Here is a 17,881-nt window from a genome sequence, read left to right on the forward strand (position 1 = left end):
GCGACACTTACCGCGCGCTGCGCGGCTGGGCCTGAAGCGTCGCGCCCGGTCGACCCGCGCGATCCTGGACGCCGAAGCTGGGCTGGCCACGGCGGTCATGACGGGCCGTAGCGCCGGATCGCGTGGAGCCGCTGGACCATCGCGCCGATCGCCTCGGGTGGGTGGTGGCGGGTCCGCGGGGGCGTGGCCGTGGCGATCGTCAGGCCGGGCCGGTTCTGGCTTCGTGCAGGGCCCGGACCACGCTCGCGGTCGTGACGTTGCCGTTGTCGGGCAGGACGACGTCCGTGCCGTGGAAGCCGCCCGGCGCCACCATCTCCGCGCCGGCCGGGGCGCCCGTGTCCGCGCTCATCACGTCGATGAGGTACGACACCGACGCGGCCGGGGGCGGGCCGGTCAGCAGCAGCGTCCGCAGCGCCAACGCCGTGGTGAAGGGGTTGCCGGGCGTTCCGGCCAGGCGGGCGAGCACGGCGCGACGGGCGGCGGTGAACCGGTGTTCGTGCCGCCGGCGGCCCTGCGTCGCCAGGGCGGTGAGTGCGAGATGGGTCGGGTAGCCGAAGCCGTTCCACCAGTACGACTCCCAGAGGTCGTCGCGGGCGCTGCGGCCGATGTAGCGGCAGGCCTCGCCCGCGGCCCGGCCGTGCGCGGCCAGGGCCAGCACCGCGGACGAGGTCACGGACACCTCCGGCTCGAACCAGCCGGCCTGGTCGGCCGGGGTCAGCGCCGCCTTCGCCGCCGGCCCGTAGGTGACGAACCCGCCGCCGTCGCGCTGATGCCCGGCGATGTACGCCAGGCTGCGCTCGGCGAGGCCGGGTGGCAGGCCACACCCGGTCGCGGCCGCGCCCAGCAGCACCCACGCGGTCGAGTCGCAGTCCTCCGGCACATCCTCGCGGTAACCCCACCCGCCGGTGGGCCGCGCCTGCGCCACCAGGCGTTCGACGACCTGCCGGGCCAGGCCCCGGCCCTCCGGCACCGGCCCGAGCTGGGCCGCGATGAACGCGGACACGCACTCCGTCGAGCCGGTGCTCACCGGCGGCAGCGCGAAGTCCCGCCACAGCCCGGCCGCTTCAGTACCCAGTCGGTGCCGCAGGAACCGCACCCCGGCGGTGATGGCGGCGTCCAGCCCGGTCATGTCGTCGCCCGGCTGCGGGCTTCGACGTCGGCCAGTTCGGTGGTGGTGTCGCGCAGTTGGAGGTCGAGGGCGGTGCGCGGCACCTCGGCGGCGATGGCGGCGTCCAGTGCGGTCATGTCGTTGCCCGGCTGCGGGCTACGACGTCGGCCAGTTCGGCGGTGGTATCGCGCAGTTGGAGGTCGAGGGCAGTGCGCAGCAGATGCGGGCGGAGCCGCCGGATGCTCGCCCCGGCGCCGCGGACGAGGGGCGTGATGACGGCGAGGGTGTCGCGGAGCGGCTCGTGCACCCACATGTTCCAGTGCGCCCGGGCCAGGTCCTCCTCCCGGTCGTGCCAGTCGTCGATGATCTGCAGACACGAGTGCACGAGCACGATCGCCGCCAGGGCCGCGTCGTAGTCGGCCCGCCGGTCGGTCTCCGCCAGGATCGCCTCGGTGCCCGTGGCGAGCAGCACGGTCCACGGCCGGCACTTCGCGGCGAACCGGGCGTCGAACGGCGTCGCGGGGCCGGCCCCGAGGCGGCACCCGTCGTAGGCGCCGGCGAGGGGGCCGGGTTCGGCGTCGAAGGGCCGCTCGGGGTCGAGCAGGTGGTGGCGCAGCACGCAGCCGCCGACGAACGCCTCGGTGTCGAGCAGCACGGCCCGGCGCGACGCGCCCAGGTAGCCGCCCACCAGGACCGGCACGCACCAGTACGACGGGTATCGCCGGGGATCGTAGACCGTCGCGTCGAAGGATGGCCGCACCCGCAGCCGCGCCGCGACGGACCGCTGGATCGCGGCCCAGTCGACGGCGTAGTGCTCCTCGGCGAAGTCGATGAACCGGTCCGCCAGCGTCATGACCGCACGCCCGGTGCGGCCGGCGATCCGAGCCGGCGCAGGTCGTGGAAGACCGCGTCGGTCGTGGCGTCGGCGTAGTCGGGCGAGCGGCACACGAACACGAAGCCGACCTCCGCCCGGCACATGATCCGTCGCACCGCCGACCGCCCCTCGACACAGTGGATCCGCGGCAGCAGTGACTGGCGGCCGGCGGCGAACGCCGACGAGTACGCCAGCGCGGCCGCGCGGCGACGCCCCGGCGGGTGGGCCCAGACGTACCGCTCGGTCAGCCCGTCGGCCAGCAGCGTCTCGAACACCGACGCGTTGACCGGGGGCCTTCTCGCCGGCGCGCCGTGCAGGAACTCGAGGCGCAGGTCCATGTGATGGTCGAGGTTGACGATGAAGTCCACCGGCCGCGTCACGAGTTCCACGAGGTCGACGTGATCGTCGCGAAACACGACGCGGGCCCCGTCGCGAACCGCCCGGGCGAACCACTCCCGCAGCGGCGCCACGAGGTGCGGGTCGCCGCCGTGCATGAAGTAGTCGACGTCGATGGAGACCAGGCCGGTCCGGCCGCGGACCCAGTCGTCCACGCCTGTGTGGCCGGGCGGTGCCGGCGTCACCACCGGGTCAGGCCGGGCTCGGGCGGCGTCGGCGGGTGGCTGGTCCCGGCGTCCCCGGTGCCCCCGTCGGTGGTCACAGTGCCCGCGTCGCCCACACCGGCGTCCCCGGCGCCGGCGTCGGCGGCCAACTCCTTGAACGTCTCGTGGTTGCCGGCGTCGCGAAGCACGGCGACCAGCGCATCGGCGTCGAGCGGCCCGCCGTCGGCCAGGCCCTCGCGCAACAACCGCCGCTGGTCGTCGCTCAGTGTGTAGGCCAGCTCCCGAAGCTTGTCCGGATTCACCGTCATCGCCATCACCTCTCTGTGGGTTACCAGACAGATCGAGGCGGGCGCGGTTTGATACAACCGAAGTCCGGGTTTCTTCGCGGTGCCGTAGGTCGACTTCGGTGGAGTCGCTCGAACGAGCCGCCGCACCCACGGGCCGTGCCGGGCCGATGTCCCTGCGGGTGGTGCCGTGCCGCCGCATCCACGGGCGGTGCCGGGCCGACGTCCCTGTGGATGGTGCCGCGGCGCCGCATCCACGGGTGGTGCCGGGCCGCCGCACCTGCGGGTGGTGTCATGCTGACGTTCCCGCGGGCGGTGCCGGGCTGACGTCCCCGCCGGAGGTCAGACGTGGCGAGACTCGGCGTCGAGACCCCGGCCGGGCCAGGGCGTCGCCGAGCCGACGGAGGTGCAGAGCAAGGCCCCGGGCGCGAGACGTGGGTGACCGGCCGGTGCCGAACGTCGTCCCTCGAGACCCCTGGCCCGGGCCAGGGCGTCGCCGAGCCGACGGAGCGCATACCAAGGCCCCGAGCGCGAGACGTGAGTGATCGGCCGGGGCCGGATGTCGTCCTGGTGTCAGGCGACGCCGGCGGGGCGGAACTGGACTGAGACTCGGGGGCCTACGGGGCGGGCGGTTTTCGGGATGCTGTGTTCCCACGTGCGCTGGCAGGAGCCGCCCATCACGATCAGGTCGCCGTGGCCCAGGGGGAAGCGGACGCTGTCGCCGCCGCGGGGGCGTAGGAGCAGGGCTCGGGGGGAGCCGAAGGAGACGATGGCGACCATGGTGTCGAAGCGGGCGCCGCGGCCGATGGTGTCGCCGTGCCAGGCCACACTGTCGCGGCCGTCGCGGTAGAGGCACATGCCGGCGGTCATGAAGGGCTCGCGCAGCTCTTCGATGTAGTGGGCGGTGAGGCGGCGCCTCGCTTCGGTGAGCAGCGGGTGGGGGAGGGTCTCCTCAGCCGGGTACCACCGCAGTAGTCTCGGCACGTCGACCACGTCGTCGTACATCTTGCGGCGTTCGGCCCGCCACTCGACGTCCTGCAGCAGCGTCTGCAGCACGGCGTCGGAGCCGAGGACCCAGCCGGGCAGGTGATCGACCCACGCGCCCCGGGTGAGGTGGTGCCGGGTGATCTGCCCGGTGAGCGAGCCGAGCGAGGGGCCGGCGACGTCGAACATCGACGGCTGATACGCGAGGTCAATCATGCCCCCAAGCCTACCCGATTTCGAACACCCGTACGAGCGCAACCCGCCGGTTCAGCCGAGAGCGTGAGACCCCGGAAGTCGGAAGCGTGAGGCCCGGGAAGCCCAGGGGTTTAGGCCCGGGAGGCCGAGAGCGTGAGGCCGGGAAGTCGAGAGCGTGAGGCCCGGGAAGCCCAGGGCGTGAGGCTCGGGAGGCCGAGAGTGCGCGGGCCGGGAAGCCGAGAGTGTGCGGGCCGAGAAGCTCGGCGAATCCCTCGTTCGGGTGCGAACGAATCGGTCGAGATCGCTCGCCGGGATGACGTGGGCAGCGATTGGCCGTATCGTGAGACCGGCTCGGAGTTTGGAAGGTGTTGAGCCACATGAGTCCCGCCGATCGTTTCGCCGTGTTCCCCGAATTCAACGTCACTGTCGAGCCGCTCCCCGGCCAGGCGCTGCGCGTCCGCGTCGCCGGCGAGGTCACCATGGAGAACGTCAGCGAGCTGCGCAGCGTGCTGTTCCGGGCCATCGACGACGTGCGGGCCCGCGCGGTCGAGGTCGACCTGAGTCTCGTGACGTTCATCGACTCGACCGGCATCGGCAAGCTCGTCTCGGCCCGTGCGCACGCCATCACCAACGGCAGTGACCTGTGGATCGTCAACCCCAGCCCGGGCGTCCGCCGCGTCCTGAGCCTCCTCGGCCTGCTGGAGATCCTCAGCACACCGACCGGCAACAGTGGCTGGGCGCCGCCCAAGTCGGCGTGACCGTCAACCGGCAACAGCGGCTGGGCGCCGCCAAGAGGCGGCGTGACCGTCAACCGAGCCGCGCCTCGATGAGCCGGGCGACGGTCCGTAGTGCGTGCGCGGCCTTCGGCACGCCGACCGGCAACAGTGGCTGGGCGCCGCCCAAGTCGGCGTGACCGTCAACCGAGCCGCGCCTCGATGAGCCGGGCGACGGTCCGTAGTGCGTGCGCGGCCTTCGGCACGTCGAGCGCCTCGGTGGGGCCGGCCAGGGTGATCGCGGCCAGCGGCCGCCCGGAGCCCCGCACCGGCGCCGCGACGCCCGTCATCCCCGTCTGGAACTCGGCCCGGTCGACGGCGTAGCCCCGGCGCCGGGTCGCGCGCAGGTCGGCCAGGAGCCGCGCCCGGTCGGTGATCGTCGCGGCCGTGCGGGCGGCCAGCGGCGAACGGTCCAGCACGGCGTCGGCGACCTCCGGCGACCCGAACGCCAGCAGCGCCTTGCCGGCCCCGGTGCAGTGCGCCGGGAACCGCCCCGCCACCCGCGTCTCCAGGCGCCGCTGCCGCTGCGAGCCGACCTTCAACAGGTACACCACCGACGCCCCGTCCAGCACCGCCAGCTGCGCCGTGCAGCCGAACGCCGCGTGCAGATCCACGAGGTACGGCCCGGCGACATCCAGCAATGTGACGCCCGCCTGCCCGGCCGTGGTGCCGAGCTCGAACAGCCGCAGGCCCAGGCGCAGGCCGTCCGGGTCCTCGGCCAGGAGGCGTTCGGCGAGCAGTGAAGCGACGATCCGGTTGACGGTCGCCGCCGGCAGACCCGTCGTGGCGGCCAGGTCGCGGCGGCCGACCGGGCCGGCGGCGGCGACCGCGTCCAGCAGTGCCAGCACGCGGCCGAGCATCGAGACGGGAGCAGTCTGACTCACTCAATGATTCTGCCCCTCGCCGCGGCGGCCCGGCGTCGGGAAAGATCAAGGGCATGCGGAGCAGCGAAGGCGTGTACGTCATCACCGGTGGCACCCGGGGCATCGGGGCCGGCGTGGCCCGCCGCCTGGCCGGGGTGCCGGGCCGGGCCCTGGTCCTCGGATACCGCGGCGACCACGACCGCGCCCGCGCGCTCGTCGAGGAGCTCGACCGGCCGGACAGTCCGGTGCGCGCGGTCGCGTGCGACGTCGGCGACCCCGACCGGATCCCGGACCTGTTCGCGGCGGCCGACGCGCTCGGGCCGCTCGCCGGTCTCGTCAACAGCGCCGGGGTGCTCGAACGGCAGAGCACCTTCGACGGCATCGACGCCGCCCGCTGGACCCGGATCCTCGCCGTCAACGTCGTCGGGCTGGCCGGCTGCTGCCGGGAGGCGGTCGCGCGGATGCGCGGCAGTGACCGGCCGGACCGGGTCATCGTCAACCTGTCGTCGAAGGCCGCGGACCTGGGCGCGCCCGGCGAGTACGTCGACTACGCCGCGAGCAAGGCCGCCGTCGACACGTTGACGCGAGGGCTGGCGCTCGAGGTCGCGCAGTACAACATCCGGGTCGTCAGCGTGCGCCCCGGGATCATCGACACGGAGATCCACGGCACCGGCGGCGACCCGGACCGCGCCCACCGCCTCGGCCCGCAGCAGCCGCTCGGCCGGGCCGGCACCGTCGACGACGTCGCCGCCACCGTCACGTGGCTGCTGTCACCGGACGCCGCCTTCATCACCGGCACCACCATCGATGTCACGGGCGGCCGCTGACACGCCCTCGATGCGTGCGGTCCAAAGGGCAACCGCATGTGCAAGAGCGGTTTCGCCGGTACCGTCAAGCTCGAGCACCAGCCGCGCGCCGTGCCCGGTCCCGGGGCGAAACGTCAGCCGCTCGGCATCGGCGTCGAGGAGCTTGCGGGCCGTGTCGGCCGGGCACGTCAGCTGCCGCTCGAACCGCACCCGCCAGCCGTCGCCGTCGCGGGTCACCCGTGGCCGGTCCAGCCCGAACCGGCGCACCAGTTCCTCGTGCCGCGCGACACCGCGGTCCGGTGCCGGCGGTGGCGTGCCGTCCAGCGCCGCCGTGAGCGCGCGCAGGCACGACTCCCAGCCGGTAGCGAAGCTCGCGGCGCCCGGGCGGTCGTCGAAGTGGTGCACCAGTGTGAACGCGGTGGCAGTACCCCCGATGGAACTCAAATGAAACTCGAAACGCTGGTCGCCCCAGAGGAAGTCGAGGCGGTGCGGTGGGTCGACCGCGAGGACCTCGCCCTCGGAGCCGCCGTCGCCCAGGTCGCCGAAGCGGATCCGGCCGCCGGGGACCAGGTCCAGCTCGACGCCGGTGGGGAACCACTGGGCCAGGTGCTCGGGCGTGGTCACCGCCCGCCAGACCCGCTCGATCGGATGGTCGTAGGTCCGCACGACCCTGATCGCGGGCCGCGGGCCGTCGATGAACTCCGGATCGGTCATGGCGTCGAGTCCTTCCCCATGGTGTCGAGGTGATCGCCGAGGAGGTCGAGGCGGCTTTCCCACATCCAGCGGTACGGCTCCAGCCACCGCGCGACGGCGACGAGCGGTTCGGGGCGCAGCTCGTACCAGCGCCGTTGCGCGTCCGCGCGCACGCTGACGAACCCGGCGTCGCGCAGCACCCGCAGGTGCTTCGACATGATCGGCTGGCTGACCCCGAGCGCCTCGGCCAGCTCGCTCACCGCCTTCGGCCCGCCGCGCAGCAGCTCGATGACGTCGCGCCGGGCGGGCAGCGCGAGCACCTCGAAGATCGTCAGCACGGCTCTGAACATACCCTGTGCGGTATATACCGTCAACGGCAGGTAGCGCTATCCGCGCGCGCATCAACGACGGCCGCGGCCGCGCGGTCGAGACCCGCTAGAGTGCATCCGTGCTTTGGCGCCGCGCGGCCGTCCTCGGGCTGGCCATCCTGGTATTGACGCTCGGTGGCAGCGGTGTGGCGTCGCCACCGCGGACGACGGCGGTCGTATCGGTGCCGTTGACGGCGGTCCGGCAGGAGACACCGGCGACATCTCCGGCGACCTCTTCGGGGCCGAGCGCCAGTCCGTCGGCTTCGGCCCCGGCGCCGGTCGTGACCACCGGCACCGGCCCGGCCGGGTCGCTGCGCACCACCGGGTCCGACGCGGTCGCGCTGACCTTCGACGACGGCCCGTGGGACGACACTCCCGCGGTGCTGGATCTGCTCGCGCAGTACCACGTGAAGGCGACGTTCTGCATGGTCGGCCATCAGGTCGCCGCGCACGCCGCGCTGGTGCGGCGGATGGTCGCCGAGGGGCACACGCTGTGCAACCACACGTGGAGCCACGACGAGCAGCTGCCGTCCCGCGCCGCCGACCGGATGCGGTCCGAGCTGCAACGCACCAACGACGCGATCCACGCGGTCGTCCCTGGCGCGGCGATCCCCTACTACCGGGCCCCGGGCGGCAACTTCGCGCCGAACGTCGTGACGATGGCCGCGGGCATGGGCATGACCTCGATCTACTGGACCGTCGACCCGCAGGACTGGCGCGGCCCCGGCGTCCAGTCGATCATCCACAATGTCCTGACGCACACGCACCCGGGCTCGATCGTGCTCCTGCACGACGGCGCCGGCCCGCAGACCGTCACCGCGCTGCGCACGATCCTGCCCGACCTGGCCGGCCGGTTCACGCTGATCGCCCTGCCGGTCCCCGACTCCCACGGCACCGCCTGACAGCGCCCGGCGGGGCACGCCGCTCGCATCGCAGATGTGGGGCCCGAGATCAAGGCGGCGCCGGGACTGTTAGCGCTCTCCTGCTGAGCTACGCCCCGATGAGTCGGGACGGCGGGAGTTGCACCCGCGACCTCTCTATCCCAAATAGAAGTATCCGATGCCTGCGCACCGGGCACCCAGCTGCACCGACGACGGTACCAGCGCCCGGATCGGCCGTCGCCCGAATATCCGTGCCCCATCGGGCAGACTGGACGGCGTGGACGATCAGGGCCGGCCGACGTTCGTGCTCCACGAGCACCACAAACCCCGCCACCACTTCGACCTGCGCCTCGAAGAGGACGGCGTCCTGCGCTCGTGGGCGGTGCCGCGCGGCCTGCCGGACGACCCGAAACGCAACCGCCTGGCCGTCGCCGTCCCGGACCACGCCCTGGAGCACCTGACCTACACCGACGCCGACAAGGCGATCGCCGACACCGGCTGGTGGCACGAGGTGGACCGCAACGAGAAGCGCATCGTCTTCACCCTCCACGGCCGCGGCACTCCCCGCACCTACGCGCTGATCCGGACCGACTCGGACTGGCTGCTGCACCTGATGCAGGAGTAGCCCCGCGGTGTTCCGTTATACCTTCGCAGCCGATATATTGGCCGCGTGGAGACGCCCCTGCGGGAACCAACGTTCTTGATGCTCACCGCCCTGGCCGGCGAGCCGATGCACGGCTACGGCCTGATCGCCGAGGTGGCCCGGCTGTCCGACGGCCGGATCTCGCTGCGGCCCGGCACGCTCTACGGCGCATTGGACCGGCTCGTCGACGCGGGCCTGGTCGACGTCGATCACGAGGAGATCGTCGACGGCCGGCTACGCCGCTACTACCGGCTCACCGAGCCGGGCGTCGAGGTCCTCGCGGCCGAGACCGAACGCATGCGCCGCAACGTCCGAGCCGCGACCGCCCGGCTGCGCGCCGCCAAGGCCGCGCCCCGCCTGAGCCGAGGACTCGCATGACTTCACCGCCGAACCGTCCGGACGGGCACGCCCATGAGCGCCCGGCGCCGACCGACCTCGAACGGCGCTACACGCGCTGGATGAGGCTGTTCTACCCGGCCGACGACCGGCGCGAGCGGGGCTCGGAACTGGTCGACACCTACCTGGCCCTGGCCGCGCCCGGTCGCCGCCGCCCCTCGCCCGCCGACATCGCCGACCTCGCGGCCGGTGGGCTGCGCCGGCGCCTGCGGACCGCGCCCGGCGCCGGCTTCCGGCTCGCCGGCCTGCTCGCGCTGATCACCACCAGCGCGTTCGCGAGCTGGTGGGCGGTCCTCGAGGTGCTGGCCCCCAGAGCGCCCTGGTACACCCAGTCCGGGCCGTTCCTGTCCCTCGGGGTGGCGGCGTGGGCACTGTGGCTGCTGGCCGCCGTCGTGCACGCCGCCGCACCCGGCCGGTGGCCCCGCCGCGCGGCACTCGTCGCCGTGCTGGTCACCGCGGGCCTCCCGCCGGCCGCGACGCTGACCGGCGGCTTCCGCCCGCCGCTGAGCGTGCTGGTGCCCCAGATCGTGCTCGGCCTCGTCGCGCTCGGCGCCCCCGCACACTCCCGCCGGTGGGCCCGCCTCACACCGCTCGTCGCCGCGGCGCTGACCGTGCCGGTCGCCCTGGCCATCGAACCGCGCCTGGGCTTCAACGGCGACTACTACCCATCCGCTGTAGTGGCATTGCCGGCCGCCGCGGTGACGCTGCTCATCGGCGCGACCCTGCTCGCGCTCGGCTGGGCCGCCCGCCACGACTCCCGCGGCGCCTGGGCGCTGCTGATCCTGCTCACGCCGATCGGCCTCCTGGCCCTCAACCCGATCGGCGCGATGCTCGATACCAACCTGGGCCGCCCGATCGTCCCGGCCTGGTCATCCATGGCCGCCGCGGGCGTGCTGGTCGCCGTCACCGGACCGGCACTGCTCCTCCTGGCCCTCGCCGCGACGGGCCGGCGCCGGGCTCGCGGCGCCCCGTCGAACCCCGCCGGGGGTTGAGAGCAGTGCCCGCCGCGGCCCGGCTGGTCGTCAGGCCGGCCGGGTGCCGAGCCAGTCCAGGTCCACGTTCTCGTTTTCGACGACACCGTCGAAGATGCGCTCGAGGTCGGCCCGGGGCAGCACCTCGGGGCCAGGGCCGGTGACGCTCCAGACCACCGGGCCCACCACGGCGCGCTGCGTGAGGGTCTGGCCGTCGGCGGTGCGGAGGTAGGTCGCCGGCCGGGCCTGGCGGGCGGTCACCTCGCCGCCGTCCGGGATCGTGGCGCCGGCGACCGCGGCGACGCGCACCGTGCGCTGCGGGTCCGCTGGGTCCGTGGCGGTCAGGACGCCCATCCAGGCCCGGAAGGGCTCGCCGACCGGGATGCGCGAGTCGCCGGCGGTGTAGGTGATGACGGTCAGCCCGGCCGGTAGCCAATCGGTGGTGAAGGCCGGCCGCAGCGTCGCCGGGTCCGACCGCACCGACTCCGCGATCCGCCGGGCCGTGCTCGCCGGTGGCTTGCTCACCCGGGCGGTCAGCACGATGCGGTGGCCGTCGACCCGCCACTCGAGGCGGCCCGGGTCGCCGGCGGCCGACGGCCAGTCCAGCCGGGCCGGACCACCGAGGACTTCAGCATTGGGCCCGGTCACCGCGCCCGCGTCGCCCACCAGGTCGACGGCGATCTCGAGCTCCTGGCCCGCACCGCGCCACGTGCGCACCGCCCGGACGATCTGAGCGTCGCGCAGTTCGAAGGAGCGCGAATCCTCACCCAGGCCCGGCGGCATCCAGGTCGGCCCGTAGTGCATCGGCTGCGAGCCGGTCGGGACGGGCACCGGCTTCGGCGCCTGTGACTGTGCCGGTGTCGGCGGCGGTTCGTCGGCGGGCCGGGGCGGAGCCTGTCCCGCGCGCACCGCGATCCCCACCGATACGGCGACGGCCAGCACGACCGCCGCTGCGATCGTCACCGCGCGCCACCGGGTGGTCGGGGCGGCCGGGCGCGTGACCCGATGCCGTAGCCCCTCCAGCGGCACCGTGTTGGCCCCGCGCCATTCCTGCGCCTGCCGCACGAGGTCTTCCAGCTGATCACTCATGCCCGCTCCTCCAACTCGAGCGCCCGGCGCGACGGCAGCGCGACCCGCAGCGCCGCCATCGCCCGCATCAGGTGGGTGCGCACGGTCACCGGTCGGCACTGCATCAGCTCGGCGATCTCGGCGATCTCGAGCTCTTCGTAGAACCGCAGCGCCACGACCGCCCGCTGCCGGCGCGGCAACGCCCCGATCAGCCGGATCATCGTGTCCCGTTCGTCGAACCGGCCGCTCGGGTCGGGCTCGGGCGCCATCAGCGGGTCCAGCACCTCGGTCGGCCGGCTGACCTGCCGCGAGGACGGGCGCCGCCGCCAGGACAGGAACTCGTTGACCACCATGCGCCGCACATAGCGCTCCGGCGCTTCCAGCCCACCGATGTGCCCCCACCTCGACTGCAACCGCAGCAGCACGTTCTGGACCACGTCCTCAGCGAGGTACGGGTCCCAGCACACCACGGTGGCGTAGCGCACCAGGGCGCCGAGCCGAGCGGAGACGAACTCCTCGAACGTCACACCAGAGCAACGCGGCCCGGTACCCCACCCGTTGACAATCAGCTGGAGACTCTGTGGGCGGCGGTGGCGACGGTCGTGTACTTGACGGTGAAGGTCGCCGGGACGGCGGCCCGGATGTCGGCCATGACCTGGTTGAGGGTGGGCGGTGGGAGGCGGTTGACGAAGCCGGACGTGGAGATCTGCTCCGCCCACTCGTCGCGGGTGTACGGGCGCTCCCACGGGAACATCCACAGCTCCGGCTCGCTGAACGCGCCCGTCGGTCGCAGGGCCGCGGCGGCCTTCTCGGCCAGCGGAGCGTAGGCGGTGCCGCCGAACGAGAACGACTTCCGGCCGGGCAGGTCGGGGAACACGTGCCGCAGCGCCTCGCCGGTGGCCGCACCGACCTCCGGTGGGGGCTCCACGCCGTTCCAGAACAGCGCCACCAGGCCTCCGGGGCGCACCAGGCGGGCGGCCGCGGCGGCGCCCAGTGCCGGGTCGACCCAGTGCCACGTCTGGCCGGCGACCAGGGCGTCGAAGGCGCGGCCGGCCGGGTCCCACTCCTCGATCTTCGCCACCTCGACGTCCAGGCCGTGGCGGCGGGCCACCTCGGCCATCCGCGGGTCCGGGTCCAGGCCCAGCACCGTCGCGCCCGCGGCCCGCAGCCGGCGGCCGACGATGCCGGTGCCGCAGCCGACGTCGAGCACGTCCCGGCCCGGGCTGGCCGCGAGGATGCGCTCGATCAGGGCATCCGGATAGCTGGGGCGGGCGCGGTCGTAGCGCTCCGCGTCGGCGCCGAAGGACTCCGCCACCGTCCGTGCCTCGTGGGACTCGCCTGATACAGTGGGCATGCGCCCACTCTAGTGGGCAGTTGCCCACTCGGCAATCACGGCTGCCCGCCCGGAAGCAGGGAATGGGTCGCGCGCGCCGGAAACGAGAGGGTGCCGCGTGCCTACTGGGGTTGCCATTCGCGATGTCCGCGAGCAGTTGTTCGACGCCGCGGATCGGATCCTGCTGCGCGACGGGCCCGGCGGGCTGACCAGCCGGGCCGTCACCACCGAGGCCGGGGTCGCGAAAGGCGTGCTGCACAAGCATTTCGCCGACTTCGACGACTTCCTGGCCGCGTTCGTGCTCGATCGGGCCGAAAGGATGGCACCGCAGGCACTGGCGCTGCGGGAGGCGGCGGGTCACGGTACCGTCGCCGGCAATGTGACCGAAGCACTCGTCGCCGTCTTCGGGTCCGTCGCCGTGGCCATCGTCGCGCTTGTCACCTTCCGTGACGAACTGCGGGCGCGGCTGCGTGACACCTGGCCGGCCGGAGTGCCGGTGCTGACCGAGGCCGCGCGGATGCTTGGCGCCTACCTGGCCGCCGAGCGCGGACTGGGACGGGTCACCGGCGGGGCCGACCCGGACTCGCTGGGGGCCATGCTCATCGGCACCGCGCACCTGCTCTTCGCCGACCGGACCGGGCCGCCGCCGACCCGTGAGGCCGTCGAACGAGCCGTCGCCAACGTGCTCCGGCCCGTGGTGCGGCAATAGCGCGACGGGTTAGGTCCGGGCGCGTAGGCGGCGGAGCATGCGGGCGTCCTCGAAGCCGGCGGCGTGGGCGGCGGCCTCGACCGTGGCGCCGTGGCCGATCAGGTGCTCGGCCCGCTCCAGGCGGAGCAGCTGCTGGTATCGCAGCGGGGTCAGGCCGGTCGCCTCGCCGAACGCGCGGGTCAGGGTCCGTTCGCTCACCCCGCCGGCGACGGCGAGGTCGCGCAGGGGGAGGCGTTCGGCGAACCGGTCGTCGATGACGTCCTGGACGCGGTGGACGACGTCGCTGAGGTGGTCGCGGTGCCGGAGCATCGCGCTGTGCTGCGGTGCGTCGCCGTTGCGGCGGGCGTAGACGACCATCTCGCGGGCGACCTGGGCGGCGACGGCGGGGCCGTGCCGGGCGGCCACCAGGTGCAACGCGAGGTCGATGCCGCTGGCGATGCCCGCCGAGGTGACGACCCGCTCGTCGACGACGTAGAGGACGTCGCGGACCACCCGGGCCTGCGGGTATCTGCGGGCCAGATACTCCTGCAGGCCGTGGTGGGTGGTGCAGCGGCGGCCGTCGAGCAGGCCGGCCTGGCCGAGGGCGTCCGCGCCGGCGCAGACGCTGGCGACTGTCCCACCGGCGGCGTGGTGGGCGGCGATCCGGGCCCGGGTCGATCCGGTCAGCGTGCCGTGGCGCTCGCCGAAGGTCGACGAGCGCCAGCCGGGCACGAGGACGAGGTCGTCGCGGGTGAGCCGGGGCCAGGCCACCTCGGCCCGCAGCGGCAGGCCCTGCGCGGTGGGCACCTCCTCCTGCTCGGCCACGTAGTGCAGCTCATATCCCAGACTCCGGTCGCGCACGGTGGAGAACACCTGCGCGGGGCCGGCCAGGTCGAGCAGGTGCAACTGCGGGACGAGCAGGAAGACAACTTTCACCGGGCGAGGACCTCCTTGACGGTGGCGATGGTGGCGAAGCGGCCGGCCAGAGCATATTCCGTGCGCGCGATGACGTCGGCCGGCTGCAGGGTGCGCGGGCTGGCCAGGATCTCCTCGTAGGGGCGGTCGCGCTCGTCGCGGTGCGCGATCGGGAACGTGGCCGTCGCCTCGGTGACGTAGGTGACGTCGTAGCCGAGGTCGCCGGCCACCCGGGTGGTCGTCTCGCAGCACAGCTCGGTCTGGATGCCGGTGACGATGAGGTGCCGGATGCCCTCGGTGGTGAGCAGCTGCTGCAGGCCGGTGGTGGTGAAGCAGTTGGCGGAGGTCTTGACCAGCTGCGGCTCGCCGTCGCGCGGTTCGAGGCCCTCGATGTATCGCACAAAATCACAAGCCGCGGGGTCGAAGACGTTGCCGGTGCCGGGCTCGGTGTGCAGGACCCACACGATTAGGTCGCCGCGGGCCCGGGCGTCGTCGATGAGCGGGTTGACGGTCGCGACGATGTCCGGGTTGGAGACCGCGGCCCAGCTGGGACGCTGCCGGAACGACTCCTGGATGTCGATGATGAGCAGGGCGCTTCGCATGCTTCGATCGTGCGCGCCCGCCCGGTCGCGCACCAGGACCCGGCCAGCCACGGACCGGACCGATCCGGTCATACGCCATCTCATAATGCAGGAACAGCTTTCCGAACTATGAGACGAGAATACTACTGTCTGAGACATGCCGAAGAACGTGTACACCCACGGCCACCACGAATCCGTGCTGCGCTCCCACCGCTGGCGCACCGCCGAGAACTCCGCCGCCTACCTGCTGCCGGTGCTCACCGACAAGATGGTCGTCCTGGACGTGGGCGCCGGACCGGCGACCATCACCCGCGACCTCGCCGCCCGCGCCGCCAACGTCGTCGCCCTCGAGGTCACCGACGAGGCCGTCGCCGTCGCCCGCGAAGGCCTGGCCGGGGTGGCCAACGCCGCCGTCACCCGCGGCGACGTGCACGCCCTGCCCTTCCCCGACGACACGTTCTGCGTCGTACACGCCCACCAGGTGCTGCAGCACGTCGCCGACCCCGTCCTGGCCCTGCGCGAGATGCGCCGCGTCTGCAAACCCGGCGGCTACGTCGCCGCCCGCGACAGTGACTACACAGCCTTCACGTGGTACCCGCAGCTGCCCGAACTCGACGACTGGATGGCCCTGTACCAGCGCATGGCCCGGGCCAACGGCGGCGAACCGGACGCCGGCCGCCGCCTCCTCGCCTGGGCCAACGCGGCCGGGTTCAGCGCGGTGACCGCCACGTCGAGCACCTGGTGCTTCGCCGACGACGAGGACCGCGCCTGGTGGGGCGGCATGTGGGCGGACCGCGTCCGGGAGTCGGCGATGGCCCGTCAAGCGCTGGCTTCGGGGGTACCGCAGCAGGACCTCGACCGCATTTCGTCCGCCTGGCGCACGTGGGCCGCGGACGGTGACGGCTGGCTGTCCATCCTGCACGGCGAGATCCTGGCCCGGCCGTAACATGGCCGCGTGAGCCTCCCTGCGGACCTGCACGCGCACACCGAGTTCTCGTGGGACACCCGGACCGGGGACATGGAGGGCTCGTGCGCGCGGGCCGTGCAACTCGGCCTCCCGGCGATCGCGTTCACCGAGCACACCGACTTCGTGTCGTGGACCGTCGACGCGGCGTCGGTGCCCGAACGGTGGACGCCGCACATGAGCGACCCGGCGCACCTGACCCCGCCACCGCTGGACGTCGACGGCTACCTCGAGGCCATCGACCGGTGCCGGGCGAAGTACCCGTCGCTGCGCATCATCACCGGCGTCGAACTCGGCGAACCGCACTGGTACGCCGCCGAGGCGGCCGCGCTGCTCGCCAGTGCACCGTTCGAGCGCGTGATCGGTTCACTGCACTCGCTGCGCGTGGACGGGTTGAACCTGCTCGTCGAGGGCGAGTACACCCAAAGGCCCGTCCCGGAAGTCATGCGCGACTACTTCGCCGAGGTCGTCCGCATGGTCGAGGCGCCCGGCGAGTTCTCGACCCTCACGCACCTGGACTACCCGGCCCGCTACCTGCCGGCCGGACAGGTCTTCCGCATCGAGGACTACGAAGAAGAGGTACGGCAGGTGCTGCGCTCCCTCGCCGGGACGTCCCGCGCGCTGGAGCTCAACACCCGCCGTACCCTCGAACCCGCACTGGTGCGCTGGTGGCGGGAGGCCGGTGGCGCCGCCGTCAGCTTCGGCAGCGACGCGCACCGGCCCGAGGCCGTCGCGACGAACTTCGCCGCGGCCGCCGCCCTAGCCGAGTCGGAAGGGTTCCGGCCCGGCCGGCACCCCTACGACCACTGGATCATTGGGCGGTACAGCTGAGCGTCGGGACACTGTTGGTCCCCGTCCAGCTGCCGTTGAACCCGAAGCTCGTACTCTGCCCCGCGCTCAGCTTCCCGTTGTACGACGCGTTGACGGCCGTGACCGCGGAGCCGCTCGACGTTATCGTCGCGTTCCAGAAGCTGGTCACGGTCTGCCCGTTGGCGAACGTCCACTTGACCGTCCACGAACTGATCCCCGCGGAGCCCGCGGTGACCGTCACGTTCGCGCCGAAGCCACCGGCCCACTCCGACGACTTCGTGTAGGTGGCCGAGCAGCCACCGGGCTGCTGCGACGTCGGCGCCGACGGCGAGGTCGACCGCGACGGCGACGTGCTCACCGACCGGCTCGCGGACGGCGAGACGCTGGCCGAGCGCGACGGCGACGGTGACGTGGACCGCGACGGCGACGGCGAACCGGTGCTGCCGCCCTGGCCGGTGAAGATCACGTCACTGCACAGGTAGTACGACTGGTCGAGGTGGCTCGCCTGCCAGATCGTGTAGATGACGTGCCGGCCGGTGCGGGTGCCGGCGTCGACCTGGGCCTGGTACTGCGGGGCGGGCGCGTACCGGGCCGTACGCTGGATGAGCTCCAGGCTGTCCCAGGTCAATGGCTGCGTGGCCGGGTCGAAGCCCTGCTTCGTGATGTAGATCAGCAGGTAGTCCGCGCCGTGCTGGGCCTGGTCGGTCAGCGTCAGCGTGAACTTGTTGGGCTTCGTGGCGGCCGTCCACGCCCCGACCGTGTCCAGCGAGGCGTAGAACCCGTTCTGGGTCCGGCCGCCGCTGCACAGTTGCCCGTCCGGGATGGCGGCCTGATGGTTGCCGGCGACGCCCTCGCGGTAGAGGCCGTTCCAGTTCCACATCGTGTTGGGGTTGGCCTGCCACGCCTGCCAGCACATCGGGTCGATCGTGGCCATGTTCGGGTTCTGGAAGTCGGAGCCCCACCGTTCCCAGCAGCCGTAGTTGCGCGACGGCGGGTCGGTGAGGGAGCCGTGCGCGGACGCGGGCTGCGAGAGCACGGCCACGCCGAGGGCGGCGGTCAGCACGACCAGGGCTCCGACCGCGAGACGCCGCGCGATCGATGAAAGTTGCATCGGTACTCCTCG

The 17,881-nt window shown here is 73.0% G+C and carries 23 protein-coding genes; 9 read left to right on the forward strand and 14 right to left on the reverse strand.

Going from position 1 to position 17,881, the window contains the following annotated elements:
- Positions 1–199: 199 nt before the first annotated feature.
- From ACIA8L_RS18455 to ACIA8L_RS18475, 5 genes are all read right to left on the reverse strand, one after another.
- Complete coding sequence (locus tag ACIA8L_RS18455; RefSeq protein ID WP_395905826.1) at positions 200–1,129, reverse strand: prenyltransferase/squalene oxidase repeat-containing protein; 930 nt, start codon at positions 1,127–1,129, stop codon at positions 200–202.
- 112 nt (positions 1,130–1,241) lie between these two features.
- A complete protein-coding gene (locus ACIA8L_RS18460; protein ID WP_395905828.1) occupies positions 1,242–1,961 on the reverse strand; it encodes a hypothetical protein in 720 nt (239 codons plus the stop codon).
- A complete protein-coding gene (locus ACIA8L_RS18465; protein WP_395905830.1) occupies positions 1,958–2,533 on the reverse strand; it encodes a hypothetical protein in 576 nt (191 codons plus the stop codon). The genes ACIA8L_RS18460 and ACIA8L_RS18465 overlap by 4 nt, the downstream gene beginning before the upstream one ends.
- Before the next feature lie 26 nt (positions 2,534–2,559).
- Positions 2,560–2,850 carry a hypothetical protein gene (locus tag ACIA8L_RS18470; protein ID WP_395905832.1) on the reverse strand — a complete coding sequence of 97 codons (291 nt, stop codon included), beginning with the start codon at positions 2,848–2,850 and terminating at the stop codon, positions 2,560–2,562.
- A 549-nt stretch (positions 2,851–3,399) separates the two neighbouring features.
- Positions 3,400–4,026: an alpha-ketoglutarate-dependent dioxygenase AlkB gene (locus ACIA8L_RS18475; protein ID WP_395905834.1), complete on the reverse strand. Its 627-nt coding sequence runs from the start codon at positions 4,024–4,026 to the stop codon at positions 3,400–3,402.
- Positions 4,027–4,382: 356 nt separating this feature from the next.
- Here ACIA8L_RS18475 and ACIA8L_RS18480 point away from each other — a divergent pair, with 356 nt between their 5' ends.
- Positions 4,383–4,763, forward strand: a complete 381-nt coding sequence (locus tag ACIA8L_RS18480; RefSeq protein ID WP_395905836.1) for an STAS domain-containing protein — start codon at positions 4,383–4,385, stop codon at positions 4,761–4,763.
- Positions 4,764–4,921: 158 nt separating this feature from the next.
- On the opposite strand, the gene ACIA8L_RS18485 is transcribed toward ACIA8L_RS18480, so the two are convergent.
- Complete coding sequence (locus ACIA8L_RS18485) at positions 4,922–5,662, reverse strand: IclR family transcriptional regulator (RefSeq protein ID WP_395905839.1); 741 nt, start codon at positions 5,660–5,662, stop codon at positions 4,922–4,924.
- A gap of 53 nt (positions 5,663–5,715) precedes the next feature.
- Between ACIA8L_RS18485 and ACIA8L_RS18490 the strand changes: the two genes are divergently transcribed.
- Positions 5,716–6,468 carry an SDR family oxidoreductase gene (locus tag ACIA8L_RS18490; RefSeq protein ID WP_395905841.1) on the forward strand — a complete coding sequence of 251 codons (753 nt, stop codon included), beginning with the start codon at positions 5,716–5,718 and terminating at the stop codon, positions 6,466–6,468.
- On the opposite strand, the gene ACIA8L_RS18495 is transcribed toward ACIA8L_RS18490, so the two are convergent.
- Together ACIA8L_RS18495 and ACIA8L_RS18500 are read right to left on the reverse strand one after the other, a co-directional pair.
- On the reverse strand, positions 6,412–7,161 hold the full coding sequence (locus tag ACIA8L_RS18495) for an SRPBCC domain-containing protein (RefSeq protein ID WP_395905843.1): 750 nt from the start codon (positions 7,159–7,161) through the stop codon (positions 6,412–6,414). The genes ACIA8L_RS18490 and ACIA8L_RS18495 overlap by 57 nt on opposite strands.
- The gene (locus ACIA8L_RS18500; protein WP_395905845.1) at positions 7,158–7,478 is read right to left on the reverse strand and encodes an ArsR/SmtB family transcription factor; all 321 of its coding nucleotides are present in this window, start codon (positions 7,476–7,478) and stop codon (positions 7,158–7,160) included. The genes ACIA8L_RS18495 and ACIA8L_RS18500 overlap by 4 nt, the downstream gene beginning before the upstream one ends.
- Positions 7,479–7,588: 110 nt before the next feature.
- On the opposite strand from ACIA8L_RS18500, the gene ACIA8L_RS18505 reads away from it, so the two are divergent.
- From ACIA8L_RS18505 to ACIA8L_RS18520, 4 genes are all read left to right on the forward strand, one after another.
- Entirely contained in the window at positions 7,589–8,410 is an 822-nt protein-coding gene (locus tag ACIA8L_RS18505; RefSeq protein ID WP_395905847.1) for a polysaccharide deacetylase family protein, read from the forward strand.
- A gap of 256 nt (positions 8,411–8,666) precedes the next feature.
- Positions 8,667–9,014: a DNA polymerase ligase N-terminal domain-containing protein gene (locus ACIA8L_RS18510; RefSeq protein WP_395905850.1), complete on the forward strand. Its 348-nt coding sequence runs from the start codon at positions 8,667–8,669 to the stop codon at positions 9,012–9,014.
- Positions 9,015–9,059: 45 nt separating this feature from the next.
- A complete protein-coding gene (locus ACIA8L_RS18515; RefSeq protein WP_395905852.1) occupies positions 9,060–9,410 on the forward strand; it encodes a PadR family transcriptional regulator in 351 nt (116 codons plus the stop codon).
- A gap of 80 nt (positions 9,411–9,490) precedes the next feature.
- Positions 9,491–10,420, forward strand: a complete 930-nt coding sequence (locus ACIA8L_RS18520) for a hypothetical protein (RefSeq protein WP_395905854.1) — start codon at positions 9,491–9,493, stop codon at positions 10,418–10,420.
- 30 nt (positions 10,421–10,450) lie between these two features.
- Here the strand turns inward: ACIA8L_RS18520 and ACIA8L_RS18525 are convergent, their stop codons facing one another.
- From ACIA8L_RS18525 to ACIA8L_RS18535, 3 genes are read right to left on the reverse strand one after another with little or no spacing between them, the layout of a single operon-like run.
- Complete coding sequence (locus ACIA8L_RS18525) at positions 10,451–11,488, reverse strand: hypothetical protein (protein ID WP_395905856.1); 1,038 nt, start codon at positions 11,486–11,488, stop codon at positions 10,451–10,453.
- Positions 11,485–11,994, reverse strand: a complete 510-nt coding sequence (locus ACIA8L_RS18530) for a sigma-70 family RNA polymerase sigma factor (protein WP_395905858.1) — start codon at positions 11,992–11,994, stop codon at positions 11,485–11,487. The genes ACIA8L_RS18525 and ACIA8L_RS18530 overlap by 4 nt, the downstream gene beginning before the upstream one ends.
- Before the next feature lie 38 nt (positions 11,995–12,032).
- Complete coding sequence (locus tag ACIA8L_RS18535) at positions 12,033–12,821, reverse strand: class I SAM-dependent methyltransferase (protein ID WP_395905861.1); 789 nt, start codon at positions 12,819–12,821, stop codon at positions 12,033–12,035.
- Between the two features lie 97 nt (positions 12,822–12,918).
- Between ACIA8L_RS18535 and ACIA8L_RS18540 the strand changes: the two genes are divergently transcribed.
- Positions 12,919–13,509 (forward strand): TetR/AcrR family transcriptional regulator, encoded by a 591-nt coding sequence (locus ACIA8L_RS18540; protein ID WP_395905863.1) that lies wholly within the window; start codon positions 12,919–12,921, stop codon positions 13,507–13,509.
- A gap of 9 nt (positions 13,510–13,518) precedes the next feature.
- Here the strand turns inward: ACIA8L_RS18540 and ACIA8L_RS18545 are convergent, their stop codons facing one another.
- Both ACIA8L_RS18545 and ACIA8L_RS18550 read right to left on the reverse strand, forming a co-directional pair.
- Positions 13,519–14,424, reverse strand: coding sequence for a GlxA family transcriptional regulator (locus ACIA8L_RS18545; RefSeq protein ID WP_395905865.1), 906 nt, complete (start codon positions 14,422–14,424; stop codon positions 13,519–13,521).
- The gene (locus tag ACIA8L_RS18550) at positions 14,421–15,005 is read right to left on the reverse strand and encodes a cysteine hydrolase family protein (protein ID WP_395905867.1); all 585 of its coding nucleotides are present in this window, start codon (positions 15,003–15,005) and stop codon (positions 14,421–14,423) included. The genes ACIA8L_RS18545 and ACIA8L_RS18550 overlap by 4 nt, the downstream gene beginning before the upstream one ends.
- 136 nt (positions 15,006–15,141) lie before the next feature.
- Here ACIA8L_RS18550 and ACIA8L_RS18555 point away from each other — a divergent pair, with 136 nt between their 5' ends.
- Positions 15,142–15,930, forward strand: a complete 789-nt coding sequence (locus tag ACIA8L_RS18555; protein ID WP_395905869.1) for a class I SAM-dependent methyltransferase — start codon at positions 15,142–15,144, stop codon at positions 15,928–15,930.
- 9 nt (positions 15,931–15,939) lie between these two features.
- Positions 15,940–16,779, forward strand: coding sequence for a histidinol-phosphatase HisJ family protein (locus ACIA8L_RS18560; RefSeq protein ID WP_395905871.1), 840 nt, complete (start codon positions 15,940–15,942; stop codon positions 16,777–16,779).
- Here ACIA8L_RS18560 and ACIA8L_RS18565 read toward each other — a convergent pair.
- Positions 16,760–17,869: a lytic polysaccharide monooxygenase gene (locus ACIA8L_RS18565; protein WP_395905875.1), complete on the reverse strand. Its 1,110-nt coding sequence runs from the start codon at positions 17,867–17,869 to the stop codon at positions 16,760–16,762. The two genes, ACIA8L_RS18560 and ACIA8L_RS18565, sit on opposite strands and share 20 nt — an antisense overlap.
- Positions 17,870–17,881 lie beyond the last annotated feature (12 nt).

Source organism: Dactylosporangium sp. NPDC051541, from assembly GCF_044454505.1.
In the GTDB taxonomy this organism is placed as follows: Bacteria; Actinomycetota; Actinomycetes; order Mycobacteriales; family Micromonosporaceae; genus Dactylosporangium.

Excerpts from the sequence above, each read along its gene's own strand:
- ACIA8L_RS18535 (WP_395905861.1), bottom strand. The coding sequence starts at position 12,821 with ATGCCCACTGTATCAGGCGAGTCCCACGAGGCACGGACGGTGGCGGAG.
- ACIA8L_RS18490 (WP_395905841.1), top strand. The coding sequence starts at position 5,716 with ATGCGGAGCAGCGAAGGCGTGTACGTCATCACCGGTGGCACCCGGGGC.
- ACIA8L_RS18460 (WP_395905828.1), bottom strand. The coding sequence starts at position 1,961 with ATGACGCTGGCGGACCGGTTCATCGACTTCGCCGAGGAGCACTACGCC.
- ACIA8L_RS18525 (WP_395905856.1), bottom strand. The coding sequence starts at position 11,488 with ATGAGTGATCAGCTGGAAGACCTCGTGCGGCAGGCGCAGGAATGGCGC.
- ACIA8L_RS18475 (WP_395905834.1), bottom strand. The coding sequence starts at position 4,026 with ATGATTGACCTCGCGTATCAGCCGTCGATGTTCGACGTCGCCGGCCCC.
- ACIA8L_RS18470 (WP_395905832.1), bottom strand. The coding sequence starts at position 2,850 with ATGACGGTGAATCCGGACAAGCTTCGGGAGCTGGCCTACACACTGAGC.
- ACIA8L_RS18520 (WP_395905854.1), top strand. The coding sequence starts at position 9,491 with ATGAGGCTGTTCTACCCGGCCGACGACCGGCGCGAGCGGGGCTCGGAA.
- ACIA8L_RS18480 (WP_395905836.1), top strand. The coding sequence starts at position 4,383 with ATGAGTCCCGCCGATCGTTTCGCCGTGTTCCCCGAATTCAACGTCACT.
- ACIA8L_RS18495 (WP_395905843.1), bottom strand. The coding sequence starts at position 7,161 with ATGACCGATCCGGAGTTCATCGACGGCCCGCGGCCCGCGATCAGGGTC.
- ACIA8L_RS18565 (WP_395905875.1), bottom strand. The coding sequence starts at position 17,869 with ATGCAACTTTCATCGATCGCGCGGCGTCTCGCGGTCGGAGCCCTGGTC.
- ACIA8L_RS18550 (WP_395905867.1), bottom strand. The coding sequence starts at position 15,005 with ATGCGAAGCGCCCTGCTCATCATCGACATCCAGGAGTCGTTCCGGCAG.
- ACIA8L_RS18455 (WP_395905826.1), bottom strand. The coding sequence starts at position 1,129 with ATGACCGGGCTGGACGCCGCCATCACCGCCGGGGTGCGGTTCCTGCGG.
- ACIA8L_RS18555 (WP_395905869.1), top strand. The coding sequence starts at position 15,142 with ATGCCGAAGAACGTGTACACCCACGGCCACCACGAATCCGTGCTGCGC.